Consider the following 16,955-nt stretch of genomic DNA (forward strand, 5'->3'; position numbering starts at 1 on the left):
CGCTCATGCCGCTCATGCCGCTCATGCCGCTCATGCCGCTCATGCCGCTCATGCCGCTCATGCCGCTCATGCCGCTCATGCCGCTCATGCCGCTCATGCCGCTCATGCCGCTCATGCCGCTCATGCCGCTCATGCCAGCAGGGCCGTTCTCCATACGCCCCATCCCCATATCGATCATACTGCGTACGGGCCGCGGATCCATAGGGGGTATCGGTCCTGCCATGCCCAAGGCAGGAGCGAGTGTGCCGCGCGCAAAGCCGGTACGGTCTTCTGGCTGGATGAAGATTGTCCATGCCCGGTTCTCAGTCGGGGTCACGATCAGATCATAGGTTTCAGCCGGGCCGATGCGGAATTCCTCAACACGCACGGGGTGAACATCCGATCCATCAGCGGCAATGATATCGAAATCGAGCCCCGGTATCCGAAAGTCGAACAGGGTCATGGCCGACGCATTGACGACACGCAGCCGGATCCGCTCGCCGGGGGAAAAAAGGCCAGTCCAGTTGTCATCCGGCGATTGCCCGTTGATGAGGTAACTGTAAATCACCCCGCTGACATCAGAGATATCCGTGGCTGACATTCTCATGTGCGACCACATCAGTCGGCTCGCCAGAGCGTCATGCAATCCATGCTGGCGGGCTTCATGAAACAGCGAGGCCACACTGCGCTGGCGGAAATTGTAATAATCGTCTTGCTGCTTGAGGTTGCTGACGATGTCATGCGGCGCGACATCGCTCCAGTCTGACAGGACAAGAACATAATCCCGTTCATAGCGATGAAGTGGCGGCCCTGCCGGATCGATCACCAGCGCGCCAAAAAGCCCCTGCGCCTCCTCCATGCCGGAATGGCTGTGATACCAGTACGTGCCCGATTGGCGCAGTGGGAAACGGTAGGTGTAGCGACCCTTGGCAGGAATGCCGGCAAAACTCAGGCCCGGCACACCGTCCATGTTGGCTGGCAGCCTGATGCCATGCCAGTGGATCGAGGTAGGCTGATCAAGATGGTTGATGACATTCAGCACCATCTCGTCACCCTCGCGCCAGCGCAGGGTGGGGGCAGGGGCGCTCCCATTGACTGTAAAGGCGCGCCCCCTGCGCTTGCCGACCTGCCAGGGTGCCGTATCGACAGTCAGGTCGTAGGTGGAGGCGGGCGCAGGCGGAATGGCTGAGGGGTCATATATGTGTGCCGCAGGTGTCATGGCGGGCATGGCGCGGGCGGACGAGGCAACGCCGAGCCCCGCCAGCCCCGTGACGAATTTCCGGCGATTGAGCGCCGGTCCCTTGCGTGTCAAGGCAATCATGAAACAGGTCCTGAATGATCGGAACGGAACGCGCAGCCTGAGAAAATCAGACCGGCATACGGATCAGCGATTCAGGAAAAGCGGGGCGGTCTGGGGTCCGGAACCCGTTGCTGGCCTGCCAGAGCGAAGCCGGACGAGGCCGCATAGCGGGTTACTTGCACGGCGAGCGGACGGGCAGGTGACGTGGCACCAAGAGCGACATGGCCAGTTGTGCAGGACAGGCTCGGGGGGCAACCATGGCAGCCTTCCCCATGCAGTTTGTGCTGGGGCTGTTCCGCCTTGCCAATCATGCCGTTTGTGGCTGCGTCAGGCTGGCGCACCCCACTCATGGTGACGCTGGGGTGATGCATCGCACATCCCGCATGGGTGCTCTGAACCGTCATTACGCCGCAACCGGTCAGCTGCGCGCTAGCCGCCTGCGCCGGGAACGCCCCGCGCAGGATCAGGCAGAATGCAGCGAGCATCACGATCCATAGAGGCGTGCAGCGGTTCGGCATGTCGTCCCATAGACGTTACAGGGAAATAATCGGATCAGTTGCGACACTCTCTCAGAGGTATACGTTGATTGCAACCGTATTGATCACCATCTCGGTCTGGTCATATTGGCAAGGAGCATGAAACAATGAGCGAGACCCTTGATTTCAAGGTTGAAGGCATGTCCTGCGGGGGCTGCTCGAGCCGCCTCGAAAAGGCACTGCTCGAGATCCCCGGCGTGACGGATGTCAAGGCCAGCCACGAGACGGGCAATGTGCGCGTCACCACGGACGGTCCGGCTGTGCCACGCGCCGCACTGGAAACGGTCATTGAGGAAACGGGCTTCGACGTCGCACGAGGCTGACGTGCTCGTCTATCGCCGCCCGGAGATCATCGTGGCCCATTTCGTCGGTTACAACGCGGCGGGATGGGCTCAGCGGTCGTCGCCTTTCACACTCCCGTCGCTTAACGAGCCAGCGGTTCAATCTGACCGACACTGGTCAAATGTCGGCAGCCCGCACACTTCGTGCTGACGGCTGCCGCAAAATGGTTCAGCCGACGGTCCCTGCGGGGCAGGCGGTAGTGGCTCTACGCGATGGAGCGGCCAGATAAGGGATGCTTGATCGGTAGAGTCGAGCGTTTGAAACGACCCTTTCTTCCAGTCGAATGAGAAATGATTCCATGAGCGCCAGCAGTCTTGATCTGGAAGTAACCGGTATGAGTTGTGCTGCCTGCGCGGCACGGCTGGAGAAAGTGCTCAACCGGCAGGATGGGCTGACAGCATCGGTCAATTTCGCATCCTCGCGCGCGATCATCTCCCGAGCCGATGAGGGGCCAGACCTAGGCGCCATCGAAAAAATCGTCGAGAAGACAGGCTTCGGTCTTGGGCATCAGGAAGCACGATTTGCCATTGAGGGAATGAGCTGCGCCGCTTGCTCTGCGCGACTGGAAAAGGTGCTCAACCGCCTGCCGGGCGTCAGGGCAGCCGTCAATCTCGCCACGGAGACCGCGCAGATCGATTACATCGCGGGGGCGGTCACGGAGGATCGCCTCGTCGAGGCCGTTCGCAAGGCTGGCTTTACGGCAACCTCCACAGCGGACCAGCAGGGGCACGAAGCGCCTTCGAGAGAACCTGCAACGGCGCAGCGGGATCTGGCCATTATCGCCCTGTTCTGCATCCCGTTTGCCATCGAAATGCTGGGTATGGCGGTTGGCGCTCATCACCTCGTGCCGCTCTGGCTTCAGGCGCTTTGTGCGAGTGTCGTACAGATCTATGGTGCCCGTCATTTCTATCGCAGTGCCTATCATGCCCTGCGGAGTGGCTCGGCCAATATGAACGTGCTGGTCTGCCTCGGGACAAGTATCGCTTACGGCTTCAGCATGGCCGTCACGCTCTGCGGGCTCGATCTGCCGGTCTATTTCGAGGCAAGCGCCTTCGTGATCCTCCTGATTTCGGTTGGAAGGCTTCTCGAGGCGCGGGCGCGGCAAAAAGCAGCTTCCGGTCTGGAAGCTCTGCTCAATCTGAGGCCACAAACTGCCAACCGCGTAACGCCGAACGGTGTGGAAATCTGCGCTGTCGCGTCATTGCAACGCGGTGATGTGTTCGTGGTCCGCCCTGGTGAAGCTATTCCAGTTGATGGCGAGGTTATCGAAGGCGCAACCGAGATCAATGAGTCGATGCTCACGGGTGAGGCTGTGCCCGTCCTGCGTCAGGTTGGCGATACAATTTTCGCCGGAACGCTCAACACGACGGGTGTCGTGCGCGCCCGCGCAACCTCGCTTGGGAGCGAGACCGCACTGGCCCGCATCGTGGCGATGGTCTCGCGTGCGCAGGGATCGAAAGCCCCGATCCAGCGCCTGGCTGATCGTGTTTCGGCCATCTTCGTGCCCACCATCATCATCATCGCCTTGTTGACGTTCGTCATCGGCTGGCTGGCAACGCACGATGCGCAATGGAGCCTGGTCTCGGCCATATCGGTGCTTGTCATTGCCTGCCCCTGTTCCCTGGGCCTCGCGACGCCGACTGCGCTGATGGTCGGGACAGGAAAAGCGGCCTCTGCCGGTATCCTGTTCCGCAATGCTGAAGCGCTTGAGCGTGTTCATCGTCTCAGGGTGCTGGCCTTCGACAAGACAGGCACGCTCACAAAGGGGCAGCCTGAAGTCGAAGCGATTTATCCTGCAAAAGGGGTGACCGAGGCGGAACTTCTGGGGGTGGCAGCATCACTGGAGGCCAACTCGGAGCATCCATTGGCGAAGGCCATCATGCGGCGGGCAAGCGAAGCTGGGATCACCTCCGCATTCAGTCTGAACCATTTCCGCGCCGTGCCGGGCAAGGGGATCGAAGCGGCAGCAGAGGGAGAGATCTTTTTGCTGGGAACGCCCGAATTTCTGAAAGAACAGGGTATCGCTGTTGCGGCCCTGCCATTGGATGCCGAAACACAGAGTGTCGCCTGTATCGCACGCGGTGGCGTCTATCTTGGCGCCATAACCTTGTCTGACGCTCTGCGCCCCGAAGCGGCAGCTATTGTTTCCTGGCTTCACAAGCAGTCGATTGAAACAATCATGCTGACAGGTGATCGTGAGGCGGTTGCTGCGCGGGTCGCCCGGGAAGCAGGTATTGACGAGATAAGAGCCTCACTTCGGCCCGAAGGAAAGGTTTCTGCGGTGCAGGCGTTGCGCGGTGAGGGTCGTCTGGTAGGTATGGCTGGAGATGGCATCAACGATGCGCCTGCTCTGGCCGCTGCTGATATCAGCATTGCAATCGGCTCGGGCTCGGCGGCAGCGCTTGAGACGGCAGATCTCGTGCTGATGAGTGCGGATCTGCGCGCTATCCCGGATGCCTTGTCCATCTCCAGGGCGACTGTCGGCAAGATAAGGCAGAATCTCGTTTTTGCCTTTGGCTATAACGTGGCGGCCATACCTCTCGCAGCCTGCGGGCTACTCAACCCGGTGATTGCCGGCGGGGCAATGGCGCTCAGCTCCGTCTCGGTTGTTACCAACTCACTGCTTCTCAATCGCTGGCGCTCGCAACGATCCCTCTGAGTGTTGCGAGCGCCAGCATGTAAGCCTCAGTGTGTGATCAGGCCGACCTTGAGCGCACCGCCTTCGGGTGTCAGTCTGACAGCGCAATCGTCAAAGCTTGGCGGCCCGAAACGGACGCTCGGATCCCGCGAAAACCCTATGGGCTCCTTCGGTATGCCAATAAACGAACGGTCGAGCCGGGCATTGCCGTTGCGATCCTGATAGGCCTGCACGGCATAGACGCCTGCCGGTATATCGGCAAAATTCACGGTAACCTCTGGCGTCGCAGATTTCACCTCAGCATGGAACTTGCAGCTAGGCTTGAGGAACTCATCCTCCGTGCAGATGGCTACCTTGATGGTACCAACGTCGTCGGGGACGTTTTCGATAACCGCCTGAACGGGCCCCGCTATGGCCGTAAGAGGGGCAAGCGGCAGGGCCATGAGGGTGGCGAGCAGACCAAGTTCAGGTTTCATAATATCGTCCTTTCCAGGTGACGGGGCGTCCAAGCACATGCCTCAGGCGGGCGTGAAACTGGATGAAAAGCAGCATGAACACTCCGATCGGGCTGGCAACAACGGTGCGTAATCCCTGCTGACACCGCAGCGCCACCAGCAGACGCAGTGCGAGGCTCGCCAGTCGCGCAAACCGGATCGTCGGGGTGTCACGAAGCAGGAAGGGCAGGATATGCCCTCCGCCCAGCAGGAGCGTCCATATGGGCAGGGCGACCGGGCCGGCCAGTCCCTCCACGGCATTCTTCATCAACCCTGCATAGACTTCGCGCCCATTGCGGTACATCCGGCATGTGGCGAGATCGGTGGCATCGATCAGGCGTGTGCGAAAACCCGCTCGACGCATTTCGCGTGCCAGAGCAAGGCCGTCATGAAGCTTGTCCCGTATCTGTCCATGGCCGCCGCTCTGCCGATAGGCCTCTGCCTTGACCATGACCAGCTGCCCGCAGGCTGCCGCGAGTGCAGGTGTGCGACCCTTGTCGAAAACGAGTGGCAGGTAACCGAAAAGCAGGACATCAATGAAGGGCAGGAGCAACCATTCAAAGCCCGAGTGCATTTCCTGGCGTGGCACACCGCTGATCAGTGACGGGGCGTGTGCGCCCTCGGTAACTGCTAGCAGCCGTGATATTGCGCGTTCTTCCAGTCGGACATCGGCATCAATGAACAGCAGCCATTCCTGTGTGGCGGCAGCGGCCAACTGGGCGCAGGCATGGTTCTTGCCACACCAGCCTTCAGGGAGAGGCCGCCCGTGCAGCAACCGTACACGTCTGTCTCCAATGGCTTCGACACGTGCTGCAGTATCGTCCTGAGAGCCGTCATCGAGCACCAGAATTTCGCGTACTTCAGGACCGTTTGCGAGAACAGCCATGATGGCCTTCTCGATCTGTGCCCCTTCGTTGCGAGCGGGAATAAGCACAGAGATTCCGGCATTCCGAACATTCGCACCGGAAGGTGCACGGCTTAGGGCACGCAGGTTGAGCAACCCGATCAGCAATGGAAAGGCTGCGAGGGCCGCGATGGTCAGTTCACCTCGCGTCGGGGCTGACCGTCCAGCGCCCTGCGTGACGTGGGTCATGTTTTTTCCTTTTGATCAGGCTGCTGAGTCTCTGAAGCTGGGCATACAACCCGCCCATGCCGGAGCGGCCTTCGAGCAGAATACGAAAGCTTTCGGGGTCGCGGGCGATGACATCTGCTGCCAGAGCGTCCTGTGTCGCTTCAAGCGCATTTTCCAGACACGCGTGTTTGGCCTTGAGGCTCTTGGGCAGGCTGGAATGATGCACAGGCTGGCCGAAACGTATGAACGCTTCCGCACGGCTTTCGGAGCCGTAGGCATATTCGATTGCAACCGGGATGATCAGGCAGCCTGTTGCCTGACTGGCAATATGAGCCAGGCCCGGCTTGAGTCTGACGGGTCGCAGGCGGACATCGGCAAATTGCCCCTGCGCCGTGAGCCAGAAAATGCCGCCACTTTTCAGAATGGCCACGGACTGGTGCAGAAAGTGCCGTAGCGACCCATGCGATGAAGAATCAAGCGGCAGAAACCCGGCACGATTGAGGGTGGGATAACGCTTGAGTGTTTGGGCATCTATCGGGCCAAAACCCGGTCGGCCGGGCATGAAATGGGACTGTAGCAACGCAAATAGGGCAGGATCCCACCAGCCGGGATGGTTACTGTAAAACAAAGTACCTGAGGCAAGGGAAGCCTCCGGCTTATGTCCCGACCATTGTACGGAGGCGAAATGACGGGTCAGCCGTTGCCTGAGGGCCCTCGTGATCCAATGGGTGAGAAATGGAGATCGGCCATAGGCCGTCTCCAGTCCCGGCTGCCACGCATTACCAGGGTTGCCGCGTGACAACTCAGCCAGCCGCGCTACGTGATGCTGCACCCGATGGGGCGACGGGCGCGGGGCTATCCGTGTCGAGGCAATCTGCGGCGATCCAGCCGGACATGAGCGCCATAGGCATGCCAGGGCCCGGATGAGCGCTGCCACCCGCCATATATAGCCCTGCAAGGTCGTCCGACCGGTTTGCAGGCTTAAAGCCGCCGTTCAGCTTGCCGTGGCTGGCAAGGCCGTAAATGGCGCCCGCCTGAGGCGAGTATCTCGTATGGATATCCATAGGGGTCAGGTGGTGCTCGGCCACGATGCGCTCTTCGATATCAGGCATACCGCCCGCTTTCTTCAGCTTGTCGAGGATGACCTGACGATAGCCCGGGAACATCTCGGTCCAGTTCTGGCCGGGGCGCAGATACGGCGTGTGCACCAGCACATAAAGAGCCTCTCCACCTTCCGGCGCGGTTTGCGGTTCGGTCCTGGCGGGCGCAGCGAGATAGCAGGTCGGGTCCGGGGCAGGGCGGCCCTGGTGATAGATCGCATCGAATTCCTCTTCCGCATCGCGCGAGAAGACGAAATTGTGATGGGCAAGATGCTCATAGGCTTTGTTCAGGCCCAGATAGAGCACGACGCCCGAGCACGCTGGCTCGCGAGACTTCCACTGGCGACGGAACTGGCGAAAGGCCTTTGGTGCGGCCTTGCGATCAATCAGTTCATACATGGTACGCACGCTGTCCATGTTCGACACGACAGCCGATGCAGCGATGGTTTCGCCAGATTGGGTCTCGACACCATGAACCCGCTTCGCGTCGTGCAGAATACGCTTGATGCGACAGTTACTGCGAAACACGACGCCATTCTCTTCGGCGATCTTACGCAAGGCAACGGGTACCGCGCGTGTTCCGCCCATCGGATACCAGATGCCCTCATCAACCTGCATATGGGCAATACCGGTCAGTACCGCCGGTGCCTGAAGGGGGTTTGAGCCCACATATTGTGTGAAATGATCGAAAACCTGCACAGCCTGCGGGTTGGTGATGCGCTTTCTGATTTCCTGCCCAAGCGTAGAATGCATACGCAATGCGAGGACGTCTCGCAGTGTCTTGGGCGCAAAAGTCTCACCGATATTCATGGTGTCGCGCAGTCCGCCGACGGATTTCCAGAATACGAAACGCCGCGAGATATCATGAAGTCGCTCGCTGACCCTGAGCAGATCCTCATAACCGGCTCCATCGCCGGGCTTACGTTTTTCCAGCTCCTCTGACATGAGGGCAATGTCCTCAATCAGGTCGAGGGGCTGGCCATCGTCAAAGAAGCAGCGCCATTGCGGATCCAGACGACGCAGGTCCAGACGATCCTCCATACGCAGGCCGCTCTCGGCGATGATGCGGCGAAGCACGGAGGGAAGCGTGAGAATGGTCGGTCCCATGTCGAAACGGAAACCATCTTGATTGTGCTCGGCCGCTTTGCCGCCCGTCCAGTCATTGGCCTCGCATATGATCACCTCGTGACCGCGGGCGCTGAGCGTGCAGGCGGCAGCCAATCCCCCGAGCCCCGCCCCGATGATGACTATCGGTGCTCGCTTCGTCGTATTCAGCATGGAACTCTCTTCCGCTCAGGCGTGGCCACCGGTACATTCTGGCATCAGGTGCAGACCCGGAGGTGGGGTCTCGATAATCGTCGCTGGCGCCTTGGCCAGATCTTCGATGAGGAGCGTCGCACTGATGCGTGCCCCCTCGAAAATGACGGGCAGGCCACTGCCAGGGTGAGTGCCGCCGCCCGCAAGATAAACGCCTTTTACGTCTTCAAACCGATTATGGGGGCGTCGATGCAGCATCTGCCCAAGCGAGTGGGCCATATTGAACACCGCCCCACGATGGACATCGTGTTCCTCCTGCCATTGCAGCGGGGTGATGGTTTTCTCGACCAGGATACGCTCTTCTATATCGCCAAACCCCGCATCACGAAGACGCTGGAAGACGATCGCGCGCGCCTGCGCTGTGTTGGCCTTATCCCATTCGAAGCCATCCACGCGCAGATTGCCGACCGGCATGAGAACGTAGAGAGCTGAGCATCCTTCAGGCGCCTGACCGGGGTCTGTCACACACGCGTTCTGGATATAAAGGGACGCCTTGGACGATATCTGTTTACCTGCCTCGATCTCGGCAAAATTGTTCTCATAATCGCTAGAAAGGAAAATGGTGTGATGAGCGTGATCGGGCAGGCTGCCCTTGAGGCCCAGATACATCATGAACGTCGAGCAGGAGAATTTCTTGCTGGCGATGTTCTCATTGCTCCATTTCTTGCGTGAATTGTCTGGCAAAAGGGCGGAGATGGTGCGGGAAAAATCGCCGTTGACGACAACGGCATCGACCGGAACGGCACTTCCGTTCGTCACAATCCCGGTCGCCTTGCCCTTGGTGGTCTCGATTGTCTCAACGGTACTGTTGAGCTTGATACGGACCCCCATGGTAATAGCTGCCTGCGCCATAGCGGCCATGACGGCCTCGGTCCCGCCTTTGGGGTGATAGATACCGAACTCGTGCTCCATGAAGCTCAGGATGGTAAAGAGCGAGGGACACCGGTAGGGCGACATACCCAGATATTTGCTCTGAAACGAAAAGGCGAGACGCGTGCGCGGGTCGCTGAAGTAGCGTGACAGGTCCTTGTCGATGGAAGAGAACGGCGAGAGAACCGGAAGCGCCTTGAGCATGTCAGGCTTGAACAGGTCGAAGACGGAGTTGAAAGGCCGCTGAAGAGGCGCGATGAAACGTTCGAATTTATGCCTGTTATCTGCAAGGAAGCGTCTCACCTGTCTCGCATCCTGCGGCGAGATCTTGGCTATTTCCTCTTCTAGACGCTGTGGATCGGTCGTCAGCGAAAGATTAGGACCATCTTCGAAGCGCAGATCGTAAAGATGATGAAGTCTTTCGAGCTCGACCATCTCATCGAACTCGAATCCACATTGCGCAAAAATCTCACGGATTATCTCAGGGTAGAGAAAGAAGGTCGGCCCAGTGTCGAACCGGAAGCCCTCAAGCTCGATGCATGACGAGCGGCCACCGATCCTGTCGCCTTTTTCGTATATCGTGACAGTGGCACCAGCATGAGCAAGAAGCATGGCTGACGCGAGGCCGCCCGGCCCAGCCCCTATGACGGCAACGTTGCGCGAATGGAGCCGGTGATGGGGATGCTGGGTGCCTGGGGAAGCGGTAGAGACCATGAGGCGCAGGGTCCTGACAAGATAACGAAATTGCAATATTCTGAGGCGTTAACAAAAAACGATTATTCCGGGGTTGCACGCCCCGTTATCTCTCTTTTCAAGTTTTCCGCCTGCGGCGAGTCGCCCGAGCAGATGCATACGACCTCTTCATCAACGGACCGTGATCGATCAGGTTTCGTCGACAACAATCTTTATCTGCCATGCCATTGGCGTAGCCGCGGCAGCAGGTGAAAAGCGCCCCGCTTGCGTGTCGAGATGCTGACCGGTCGGGTAAGTGCGAGCAAGCCTTCGCGCCCGCGGGTGACACCAAAACCGCTCCTCCGTGCCCCGCCAAACGGCAGCCGGGGATCCGCGCTCGGAACGATGATGTCATTGATGGTAATCGTTCCAGCCGGAATGCGCCTCGCGATTGCCAGAGCCTCGCGTTCACTACCGAAAATGCTGGCGCCGAGGGCGTGTGTAGCCGCATCTTCAAGGCAGATCGCTTCCTCAACTGAGTGCGTCGTGATCACTGCAAACCAGGGTGCGAACAGATCGATATCAGCAAGTCCCGCCTGATGGGCGTTCAGGAAGATGACCTGTGCCTTGCCATAGCCAACTACCTCACCCCCTACGGCTTTTGCTGAACAGAGAAATCGCGCAAGCTTTGATGTTGAATCTTGCGCAGGGTCATTCCGTTCATCACCAAACACGCGGTGCAGTTCGTGCTGCAAGGGAAGTTTTTGCCCTTCGCTGATGAAGACCCTGCGAGGTGCGATGCATGTATGCCCGTTCTTGAGTGTCTGCCCGAAATGCAGCGCACGGGCCACGAGGGCAAGATCTGCATCGGGCAGGACGAAGACAGGGTCTGCCCCAGATAGCTCCATGATCGTGGGCGTCAGGGTCTCTGTCGCTGCGAGCGCAACCTTGCGGCCCGTTTCAGCTGAGCCGGTAAGGATGATCAGGTCGTAGCCACTCGAGACTGCCTGTGGCCCGCTATCCTCACCGACCAGCTGCACGACCCCTTTCGGCAAACCTGCCTGCTCGAGAAGCGCGACGAACCGGCGCAGGACTGCGGTCCGGCCGGGTGCCGGTTTCAGCGCGACGCTGTTGCCTGCCACCAACGCCTGTAACGTCTGTATTCCGGCGAGCATGAGCGGGTAATTGCCGGGAGCCAGGATGAGGACTGCCCCCAGTGGCTTGCGCACGACAGAAGTCTTGACGCCGTGCAGCCAGAGCGGGCGACCCAACCAGCTGAGCCGCCTCTCCTTGAGCAGAGATGACGCCTCACGGCAGAGGAAACGCGACGCGGACATGAGCGGGAGGATCTCGGCTGTCATGACATCGAGCGAGGCATGATCGGCGATCAGACGGATCAAGCTAGGCGCGTTCAGAAGCATCAACCTGTTGAAACGACGTAACACCCTCAATCGCGCGCGCAGGGGTACCGCTGCCCATCGGGGCTGCATCGCCTTGAGGTCCCGGCAAACCTCCTGCGACGACGTTGCGCTCGATTTGTCCTCGCATTCATCGTGCAAGGAGGCGGAGGCCTCGAGACTCTCAGCCGGGCTGTGAGAATTGTGCGTGACGGAGGTCGTGATGTCGCTCATGAAGGGTTCCGCTCATATCTCGAGTGCTAACCCCTCTTGATCGCCGCAGTTTCCCTGACTCAGCCTGTGCATCTTTACATCTGGGCCTGAGACACATCCCGCCACCCACAACAGGAAAACCATTGAGCGGAGGTAGATTGAAGCATCAGTGATGCCGGCAACCGGAGGCGTCACTCTGATCCTGAGCTGACAGCTGTCATGCGCTCGCATTGCTCGGATCCCGCGTTTGAGGAGAAGTGCCCGCTCGGCGCGCGGCATGGCGGCTGACGCCTTGCCCGGAAGATACATGCTATGCAGAGCATCATGATGCTGGCTGGAAGGCGCACTCGATGCGCGCTGGTAGGAACGGAGATAAGCTCGCCTGCTGGCTCGTCCCATTGGGAGGGCGAACCCGAGGCCGGCCCCTTGGCTTCTCCGTCCAGGAACCGGAGGCAAAGGGCGACCTGTTCCCATGCCGCGTCAGACTCTCCGGCTCTTTACCTGAACAACCGGAAGATGCCGCCTAGACCAGCATCTTCCGTTCAGGAACTTTCACATCGCGGCTTCAAACACGCCAATGATCTGGGCAAGCGTCGCCTTGCGCGGATTGGTGAGCATGCAGGCGTCTTTCTGCGCGTTTTCAGCCATCGTCTTGTGGTCTTCCGCCTTGACGCCCAGCGTCGAGAGGCCCGCCGGGATACCGACAGACCGCGCCATCTGGGTAATGGCGTCGATTGCAGCCTCAGCCGCCTCATCGCGGCTCATGAGATCGGTCGGTACCCCAAGCAGGCGGGCTACGCGGGCATACCGATCGGCGGCAGCGATGAGGTTGAAGCGGCAGACATGTGGCAATAGCACAGCGTTACAGACGCCATGCGGCAGGTTGTAAAAGCCGCCCAGCTGATGCGCCATGGCATGCACATAACCCAGCGAGGCATTATTGAACGCCATGCCGGCCAGATACTGCGCGTAACACATGGCAACGCGCGCTTCCATGTTCTCACCATTGCCCACTGCCTTGGGCAGGAATTCGCCAACCAGGCTGATGGCCTTTTCAGCGCAAGCATCGGTGATCGGCGTTGCTGCGGTTGAAACATAGGCCTCGATAGCGTGGGTGAGCGCATCCATACCTGTGGCGGCTGTCAGGGCAGGCGGCATGGCTACCATCAGGTTCGGATCGTCAATCGCGATCAGCGGTGTGCAACGCCAATCGACGATCGCCATTTTCACATGGGTCTGGGAATTGGTGATGATGCAGAATCGCGTCATCTCAGACGCTGTGCCGGCCGTGGTGTTGATTGCGATGAGCGGCGTCATCGGAACCTTGGATTTGTCCACGCCTTCGTAGTCGCGAATATTGCCACCGCCCGCTGTGACCAGGCCAATGCCCTTGGCGCAGTCATGGGCGGAACCGCCGCCGAGTGAAACGATGAAGTCGCAGTCATTATCCTGATAGATCTTGACGCCATCATGCACGTTTTTATCGGTCGGATTGGGCTCTGCACCGTCAAAAATGACAGTCTGCAAACCATCCTCGAGCAGGTATCCCGAAATGATGTCCGCCACGCCCATCTTCTTCAGGCCAGCATCGGTGACAATCAGGGCCTTTCTGGCACCAAGTGCCTTCGCCCGGTCCCCAGCCTGTCTGGCACAGCCAGGGCCAATGAGGGTCACGCAGGGAATGAAGAAGCTGTCGGTATGATCGGCAAGGGCAATATGCGCCATGGTCCTGATCCTTATGCCAGAGACGTTCGTATTGACTGGATTTCATCCCGCGCAAGCGGTTTTATCCGGCTCTCCTTACGAAACGTTCTAATAGATTTATGGCTCCCTCAATTGAGGATCAATAAAACTCGATTATGAAGTCAATAAATTACAAATAGTACTGCGGTGGTATAGAATTAATTTTGCACTATGTTCATGCCATCGCATGACAGCAAACGGACTGAAGATCAAACCACAAGGTGCAGGAAGTGCGTATAGTCCGGGCAGGGGCCGTAGGCCGTGCGAAAAGAGCGGATACGCTTGGCCCCTTGAGCAGACAGCTCGGACTGATGCGCATGGCGCAATCTCAATCAGATGAACAGATGAGTTGCAGATTCCCTCCATGCGCAGAGGCACTATGAGGACATGAGGTGTAGGCACGGCTCGAAGCCACGCCTACACTGATCTGCAAAACAGCAGAGATGACGGCTTAGAGAGCGGCCAGGAGCGCCTTTGTCAGTTCGGCCGTACCTGTCTCGCCACCCAGATCACGCGTGCGCACGCCATCAATGCGGATGACGCGGTCGATAGCCTGATCCACACGTGTGGAAAGGTCCTGACGACCGACATGAGCAAGCATCATGCTGGCAGCCATGAGCATGGCCAGCGGGTTGGCAACGCCCTTGCCGGCGATATCGGGGGCGGAGCCGTGCACCGCCTCGAAGATTGCAGCATCCGGGCCGATATTGGCACCGGGTGCCATGCCAAGACCACCGACAAGACCAGCAGTGAGATCAGAGAGAATGTCGCCAAACAAATTCGTCGTGACGATCACGTCGTACTGCCAGGGATCGGTGACGAGCTGCATGGCGCAGGCATCAACGATGCGTTCTTCAACAGCGATACGACCTTCGTATTCCTTGGCGACCTTGCGGCCTTCCTCGAGGAAAATCCCGCTGAAGATCTTTAGGATATTGGCCTTGTGGACGAGTGTGACCTTTTTACGGCCATTGGCGACAGCGTAATCAAACGCGAAGCGCACAATGCGCGCACATTCCGCGCGGGAGTTGAAACCGGCGCCATAGGCCAAACCCTTGGGGTCGTCACCGACAGGCAGGTAATGCTCCATCGCGGCGTACAGCCCTTCGATGTTTTCGCGCACGACCACGAGATCGACCTTGTCGAAGCGTCCGCCCGGAACAACCGTGCGCGTCGGGCGCAGATTGGCGTAGAGGCCAAATTCCTGACGCATCGTCACATTGACGGATTTGAAACCCGCGCCAACCGGCGTGGTGAGAGGCCCCTTTAGGGCAAGGCCGGTCTTTCGAATGCTGTCGAGGGTCGGCTGTGGCAGCGGCGCGCCGAACTTCTCAATGGCACCAAGCCCGCCGGATTGGTGGTCCCATTCGAACGGGGCACCGACCTTGGACAGGATCTCGACAACAGAGGCGGTGATTTCCGGCCCGATACCGTCACCTTCGATAAGGGTCGCGGGGATCATGTGATCAACCATTCTGTCTTTCCTTTGTTCAGTTCGTGATTGGCGCGCAGGCGTCAACAAGCCAGTTCCGGTCGTCCTCGTCCAGAAGCGGGCTGATATGGGCGAGCGTATCCTGATGATAGGTATTCAGCCAGCGCAGCTCTTCTGGTTCCAGTAACGATGCCATGATCAGGCGGCGATCGAACGGCGCAAAGCCAAGAACCTCGAACTCTAGGAAGGGCACCTGGCTGGGGACTGAAGCAGGCTTGACCAGAAGCAGGTTTTCCAGCCGGATCCCGTAGGAACCGGGCAGGTAATAGCCAGGCTCGTCAGAGACGATCATGCCTTCTTCCAACGCCACCGGGCGGGCGACAGAGCTGATGTTCTGAGGCCCTTCATGGACGGAGAGGTAACTGCCGATGCCATGCCCCGTACCGTGGTCATAATCGAGCCCGGCCTGCCACAGCGCATAGCGTGCCAGAGAGTCGAGCCTATGCCCCGTCGTGCCCTGAGGGAAGCGGGCGCGGGCGAGAAGGATGTTACCCTTGAGTACGCGGGTAAAGGCCTCGCACAACGCTGCGGGCGGCGCATCGGGGCCATTCCAGATGGTCCGTGTCACGTCTGTGGTGCCGGCATCATACTGGCCCCCGCTATCAATCAGATAGACCTGATTAGGCTGCAAAACCAGATCCTGACCGGGCAGGGCGCGGTAATGCGGCAGGGCAGCATTGGGGCCAACAGCCGAGATCGCCGGGAAGCTTTCGCCATGATAGCTGTTCGAAGCGCCGCGAAACCCGTCGAGGATTTCAGCCAGCATGGTTTCGCGCAGCCCAGAGCCCTCGCGGGAGACAAAATGGAGGAAGCGGCAAAGCGCGGCTGAATCGGTCAGATGCACCTTGCGCGCGCCGTCCTGCTCGGTAGGGTTTTTGCAGGCACGGGGCAGGGCACAGAGATCGCTGCCGCGCACCAGCGTTGCCCCTGCGTCAGCCAGTGTCTGGATGAACCAGAGCGATGTCTGGGCCGGATCGAAGCGAACGACCTGACCGGAAAGCGCCTTCAGACGGGCCTGAAGTTCCTCGGGGGGTAGCACAGAAACATTGCGGAACGAGATGGCCGCATCCGGGCTGACGCGACTGATATCGACGAACACTTCCAGAGACGCATCCTGATGCAGAATGCCGAAGGCGAGAATGACCGGCGTATTGGGAACGTCATCTCCGCGGATATTCAACAGCCAGGCGAGCGATGTCGGATCACAGACCAGCATGGCTTCCTGGCCCGCCTTGCGCAGCGCGCCGCCAATCTTGCGGCGTTTGGACAGGCTGCCTTCGCCGCTGAAGGCCTCCGGGTGGTACTGCACGGCGCTCTCGGGCGGCGCCGGTTGGTCGGTCCAGACGGCATCAACCGGATTGCGATCAAGTGCAACAAAGCTGTAATCGGCTGAGGTCAGGGCATTGAGCTGCGCTTCACCGACGAGCTTGGGATCATACCCGACTTTGAGACCCTTCGCATGGTGGGCGACCCACTCCGCCGCTGGCTGTTTTGTCAGATGCAGCCGCTCCCATTGCGTCCCATCGACCTGATCCTGCAACTGGCTGGTATAGCGGCCGTCGGAGAAGACTGCGGCGGTCTCGCGCAGGACGATGGCGAGCCCTGCACTGCCAGTAAATCCTGTCAGCCAGGCCAGCCGCTCGGCGCATGGGGCCACATATTCACCCAGAAATTCGTCCCCACGCGGCAGCAGAAAGCCATCCACCCCGCTTGCATCGAGTTCATGCCGGACAAGTGCCTGACGTTTGTCGAGAGGGATGAGGCTCATGGCGTTTTCTTTCATCTCGGGC

Annotated in this window: 13 protein-coding genes; 2 read left to right on the forward strand and 11 right to left on the reverse strand. The window is 59.5% G+C overall.

Annotated features, from left to right (window positions below; all coding sequences use genetic code 11):
- Both ACWNRM_RS13200 and ACWNRM_RS13205 read right to left on the reverse strand, forming a co-directional pair.
- Positions 1 to 1,300, reverse strand: a 1,300-nt coding sequence (locus tag ACWNRM_RS13200; RefSeq protein WP_485172227.1) for a copper resistance system multicopper oxidase, incomplete at its 3' end; no start/stop codon positions are given.
- A 71-nt stretch (positions 1,301 to 1,371) separates the two neighbouring features.
- On the reverse strand, positions 1,372 to 1,764 hold the full coding sequence (locus tag ACWNRM_RS13205) for a hypothetical protein (RefSeq protein WP_485172228.1): 393 nt from the start codon (positions 1,762 to 1,764) through the stop codon (positions 1,372 to 1,374).
- A gap of 158 nt (positions 1,765 to 1,922) precedes the next feature.
- Here ACWNRM_RS13205 and ACWNRM_RS13210 point away from each other — a divergent pair, with 158 nt between their 5' ends.
- Positions 1,923 to 2,138 carry a heavy-metal-associated domain-containing protein gene (locus ACWNRM_RS13210; RefSeq protein WP_485171046.1) on the forward strand — a complete coding sequence of 72 codons (216 nt, stop codon included), beginning with the start codon at positions 1,923 to 1,925 and terminating at the stop codon, positions 2,136 to 2,138.
- Between the two features lie 317 nt (positions 2,139 to 2,455).
- Complete coding sequence (locus ACWNRM_RS13215; protein WP_485171045.1) at positions 2,456 to 4,816, forward strand: heavy metal translocating P-type ATPase; 2,361 nt, start codon at positions 2,456 to 2,458, stop codon at positions 4,814 to 4,816.
- A gap of 26 nt (positions 4,817 to 4,842) precedes the next feature.
- Here the strand turns inward: ACWNRM_RS13215 and ACWNRM_RS13220 are convergent, their stop codons facing one another.
- The 9 genes from ACWNRM_RS13220 to ACWNRM_RS13260 form a co-directional block, all read right to left on the reverse strand.
- Positions 4,843 to 5,271 (reverse strand): DUF2141 domain-containing protein, encoded by a 429-nt coding sequence (locus tag ACWNRM_RS13220; protein ID WP_485171044.1) that lies wholly within the window; start codon positions 5,269 to 5,271, stop codon positions 4,843 to 4,845.
- Positions 5,261 to 6,382 carry a glycosyltransferase family 2 protein gene (locus ACWNRM_RS13225; RefSeq protein WP_485171043.1) on the reverse strand — a complete coding sequence of 374 codons (1,122 nt, stop codon included), beginning with the start codon at positions 6,380 to 6,382 and terminating at the stop codon, positions 5,261 to 5,263. Before ACWNRM_RS13225 ends, ACWNRM_RS13220 begins: the two co-directional genes overlap by 11 nt.
- On the reverse strand, positions 6,333 to 7,193 hold the full coding sequence (locus ACWNRM_RS13230) for a lysophospholipid acyltransferase family protein (protein WP_485171042.1): 861 nt from the start codon (positions 7,191 to 7,193) through the stop codon (positions 6,333 to 6,335). Before ACWNRM_RS13230 ends, ACWNRM_RS13225 begins: the two co-directional genes overlap by 50 nt.
- Positions 7,165 to 8,739, reverse strand: coding sequence for a phytoene desaturase family protein (locus ACWNRM_RS13235; protein WP_485171041.1), 1,575 nt, complete (start codon positions 8,737 to 8,739; stop codon positions 7,165 to 7,167). Before ACWNRM_RS13235 ends, ACWNRM_RS13230 begins: the two co-directional genes overlap by 29 nt.
- A 15-nt stretch (positions 8,740 to 8,754) precedes the next feature.
- On the reverse strand, positions 8,755 to 10,362 hold the full coding sequence (locus ACWNRM_RS13240) for a phytoene desaturase family protein (protein WP_485171040.1): 1,608 nt from the start codon (positions 10,360 to 10,362) through the stop codon (positions 8,755 to 8,757).
- 191 nt (positions 10,363 to 10,553) lie between these two features.
- A complete protein-coding gene (locus tag ACWNRM_RS13245) occupies positions 10,554 to 11,951 on the reverse strand; it encodes an aldehyde dehydrogenase family protein (RefSeq protein WP_485171039.1) in 1,398 nt (465 codons plus the stop codon).
- A 531-nt stretch (positions 11,952 to 12,482) separates the two neighbouring features.
- Positions 12,483 to 13,655: an iron-dependent methanol dehydrogenase gene (gene mdh / locus ACWNRM_RS13250; RefSeq protein WP_485171038.1), complete on the reverse strand. Its 1,173-nt coding sequence runs from the start codon at positions 13,653 to 13,655 to the stop codon at positions 12,483 to 12,485.
- A gap of 469 nt (positions 13,656 to 14,124) precedes the next feature.
- Positions 14,125 to 15,147 (reverse strand): isocitrate/isopropylmalate dehydrogenase family protein, encoded by a 1,023-nt coding sequence (locus ACWNRM_RS13255; protein ID WP_485172229.1) that lies wholly within the window; start codon positions 15,145 to 15,147, stop codon positions 14,125 to 14,127.
- 16 nt (positions 15,148 to 15,163) lie between these two features.
- On the reverse strand, positions 15,164 to 16,933 hold the full coding sequence (locus tag ACWNRM_RS13260) for a M24 family metallopeptidase (RefSeq protein WP_485171036.1): 1,770 nt from the start codon (positions 16,931 to 16,933) through the stop codon (positions 15,164 to 15,166).
- Between the last annotated feature and the right edge of the window lie 22 nt (positions 16,934 to 16,955).

This window comes from Asaia sp. A2, from assembly GCF_057319415.1.

Excerpts from the sequence above, each read along its gene's own strand:
- ACWNRM_RS13205 (WP_485172228.1), bottom strand. The coding sequence starts at position 1,764 with ATGCTCGCTGCATTCTGCCTGATCCTGCGCGGGGCGTTCCCGGCGCAG.
- ACWNRM_RS13245 (WP_485171039.1), bottom strand. The coding sequence starts at position 11,951 with ATGAGCGACATCACGACCTCCGTCACGCACAATTCTCACAGCCCGGCT.
- ACWNRM_RS13255 (WP_485172229.1), bottom strand. The coding sequence starts at position 15,147 with ATGGTTGATCACATGATCCCCGCGACCCTTATCGAAGGTGACGGTATC.
- ACWNRM_RS13260 (WP_485171036.1), bottom strand. The coding sequence starts at position 16,933 with ATGAGCCTCATCCCTCTCGACAAACGTCAGGCACTTGTCCGGCATGAA.
- ACWNRM_RS13235 (WP_485171041.1), bottom strand. The coding sequence starts at position 8,739 with ATGCTGAATACGACGAAGCGAGCACCGATAGTCATCATCGGGGCGGGG.
- ACWNRM_RS13225 (WP_485171043.1), bottom strand. The coding sequence starts at position 6,382 with ATGACCCACGTCACGCAGGGCGCTGGACGGTCAGCCCCGACGCGAGGT.
- ACWNRM_RS13240 (WP_485171040.1), bottom strand. The coding sequence starts at position 10,362 with ATGGTCTCTACCGCTTCCCCAGGCACCCAGCATCCCCATCACCGGCTC.
- ACWNRM_RS13215 (WP_485171045.1), top strand. The coding sequence starts at position 2,456 with ATGAGCGCCAGCAGTCTTGATCTGGAAGTAACCGGTATGAGTTGTGCT.
- ACWNRM_RS13210 (WP_485171046.1), top strand. The coding sequence starts at position 1,923 with ATGAGCGAGACCCTTGATTTCAAGGTTGAAGGCATGTCCTGCGGGGGC.
- mdh (WP_485171038.1), bottom strand. The coding sequence starts at position 13,655 with ATGGCGCATATTGCCCTTGCCGATCATACCGACAGCTTCTTCATTCCC.
- ACWNRM_RS13220 (WP_485171044.1), bottom strand. The coding sequence starts at position 5,271 with ATGAAACCTGAACTTGGTCTGCTCGCCACCCTCATGGCCCTGCCGCTT.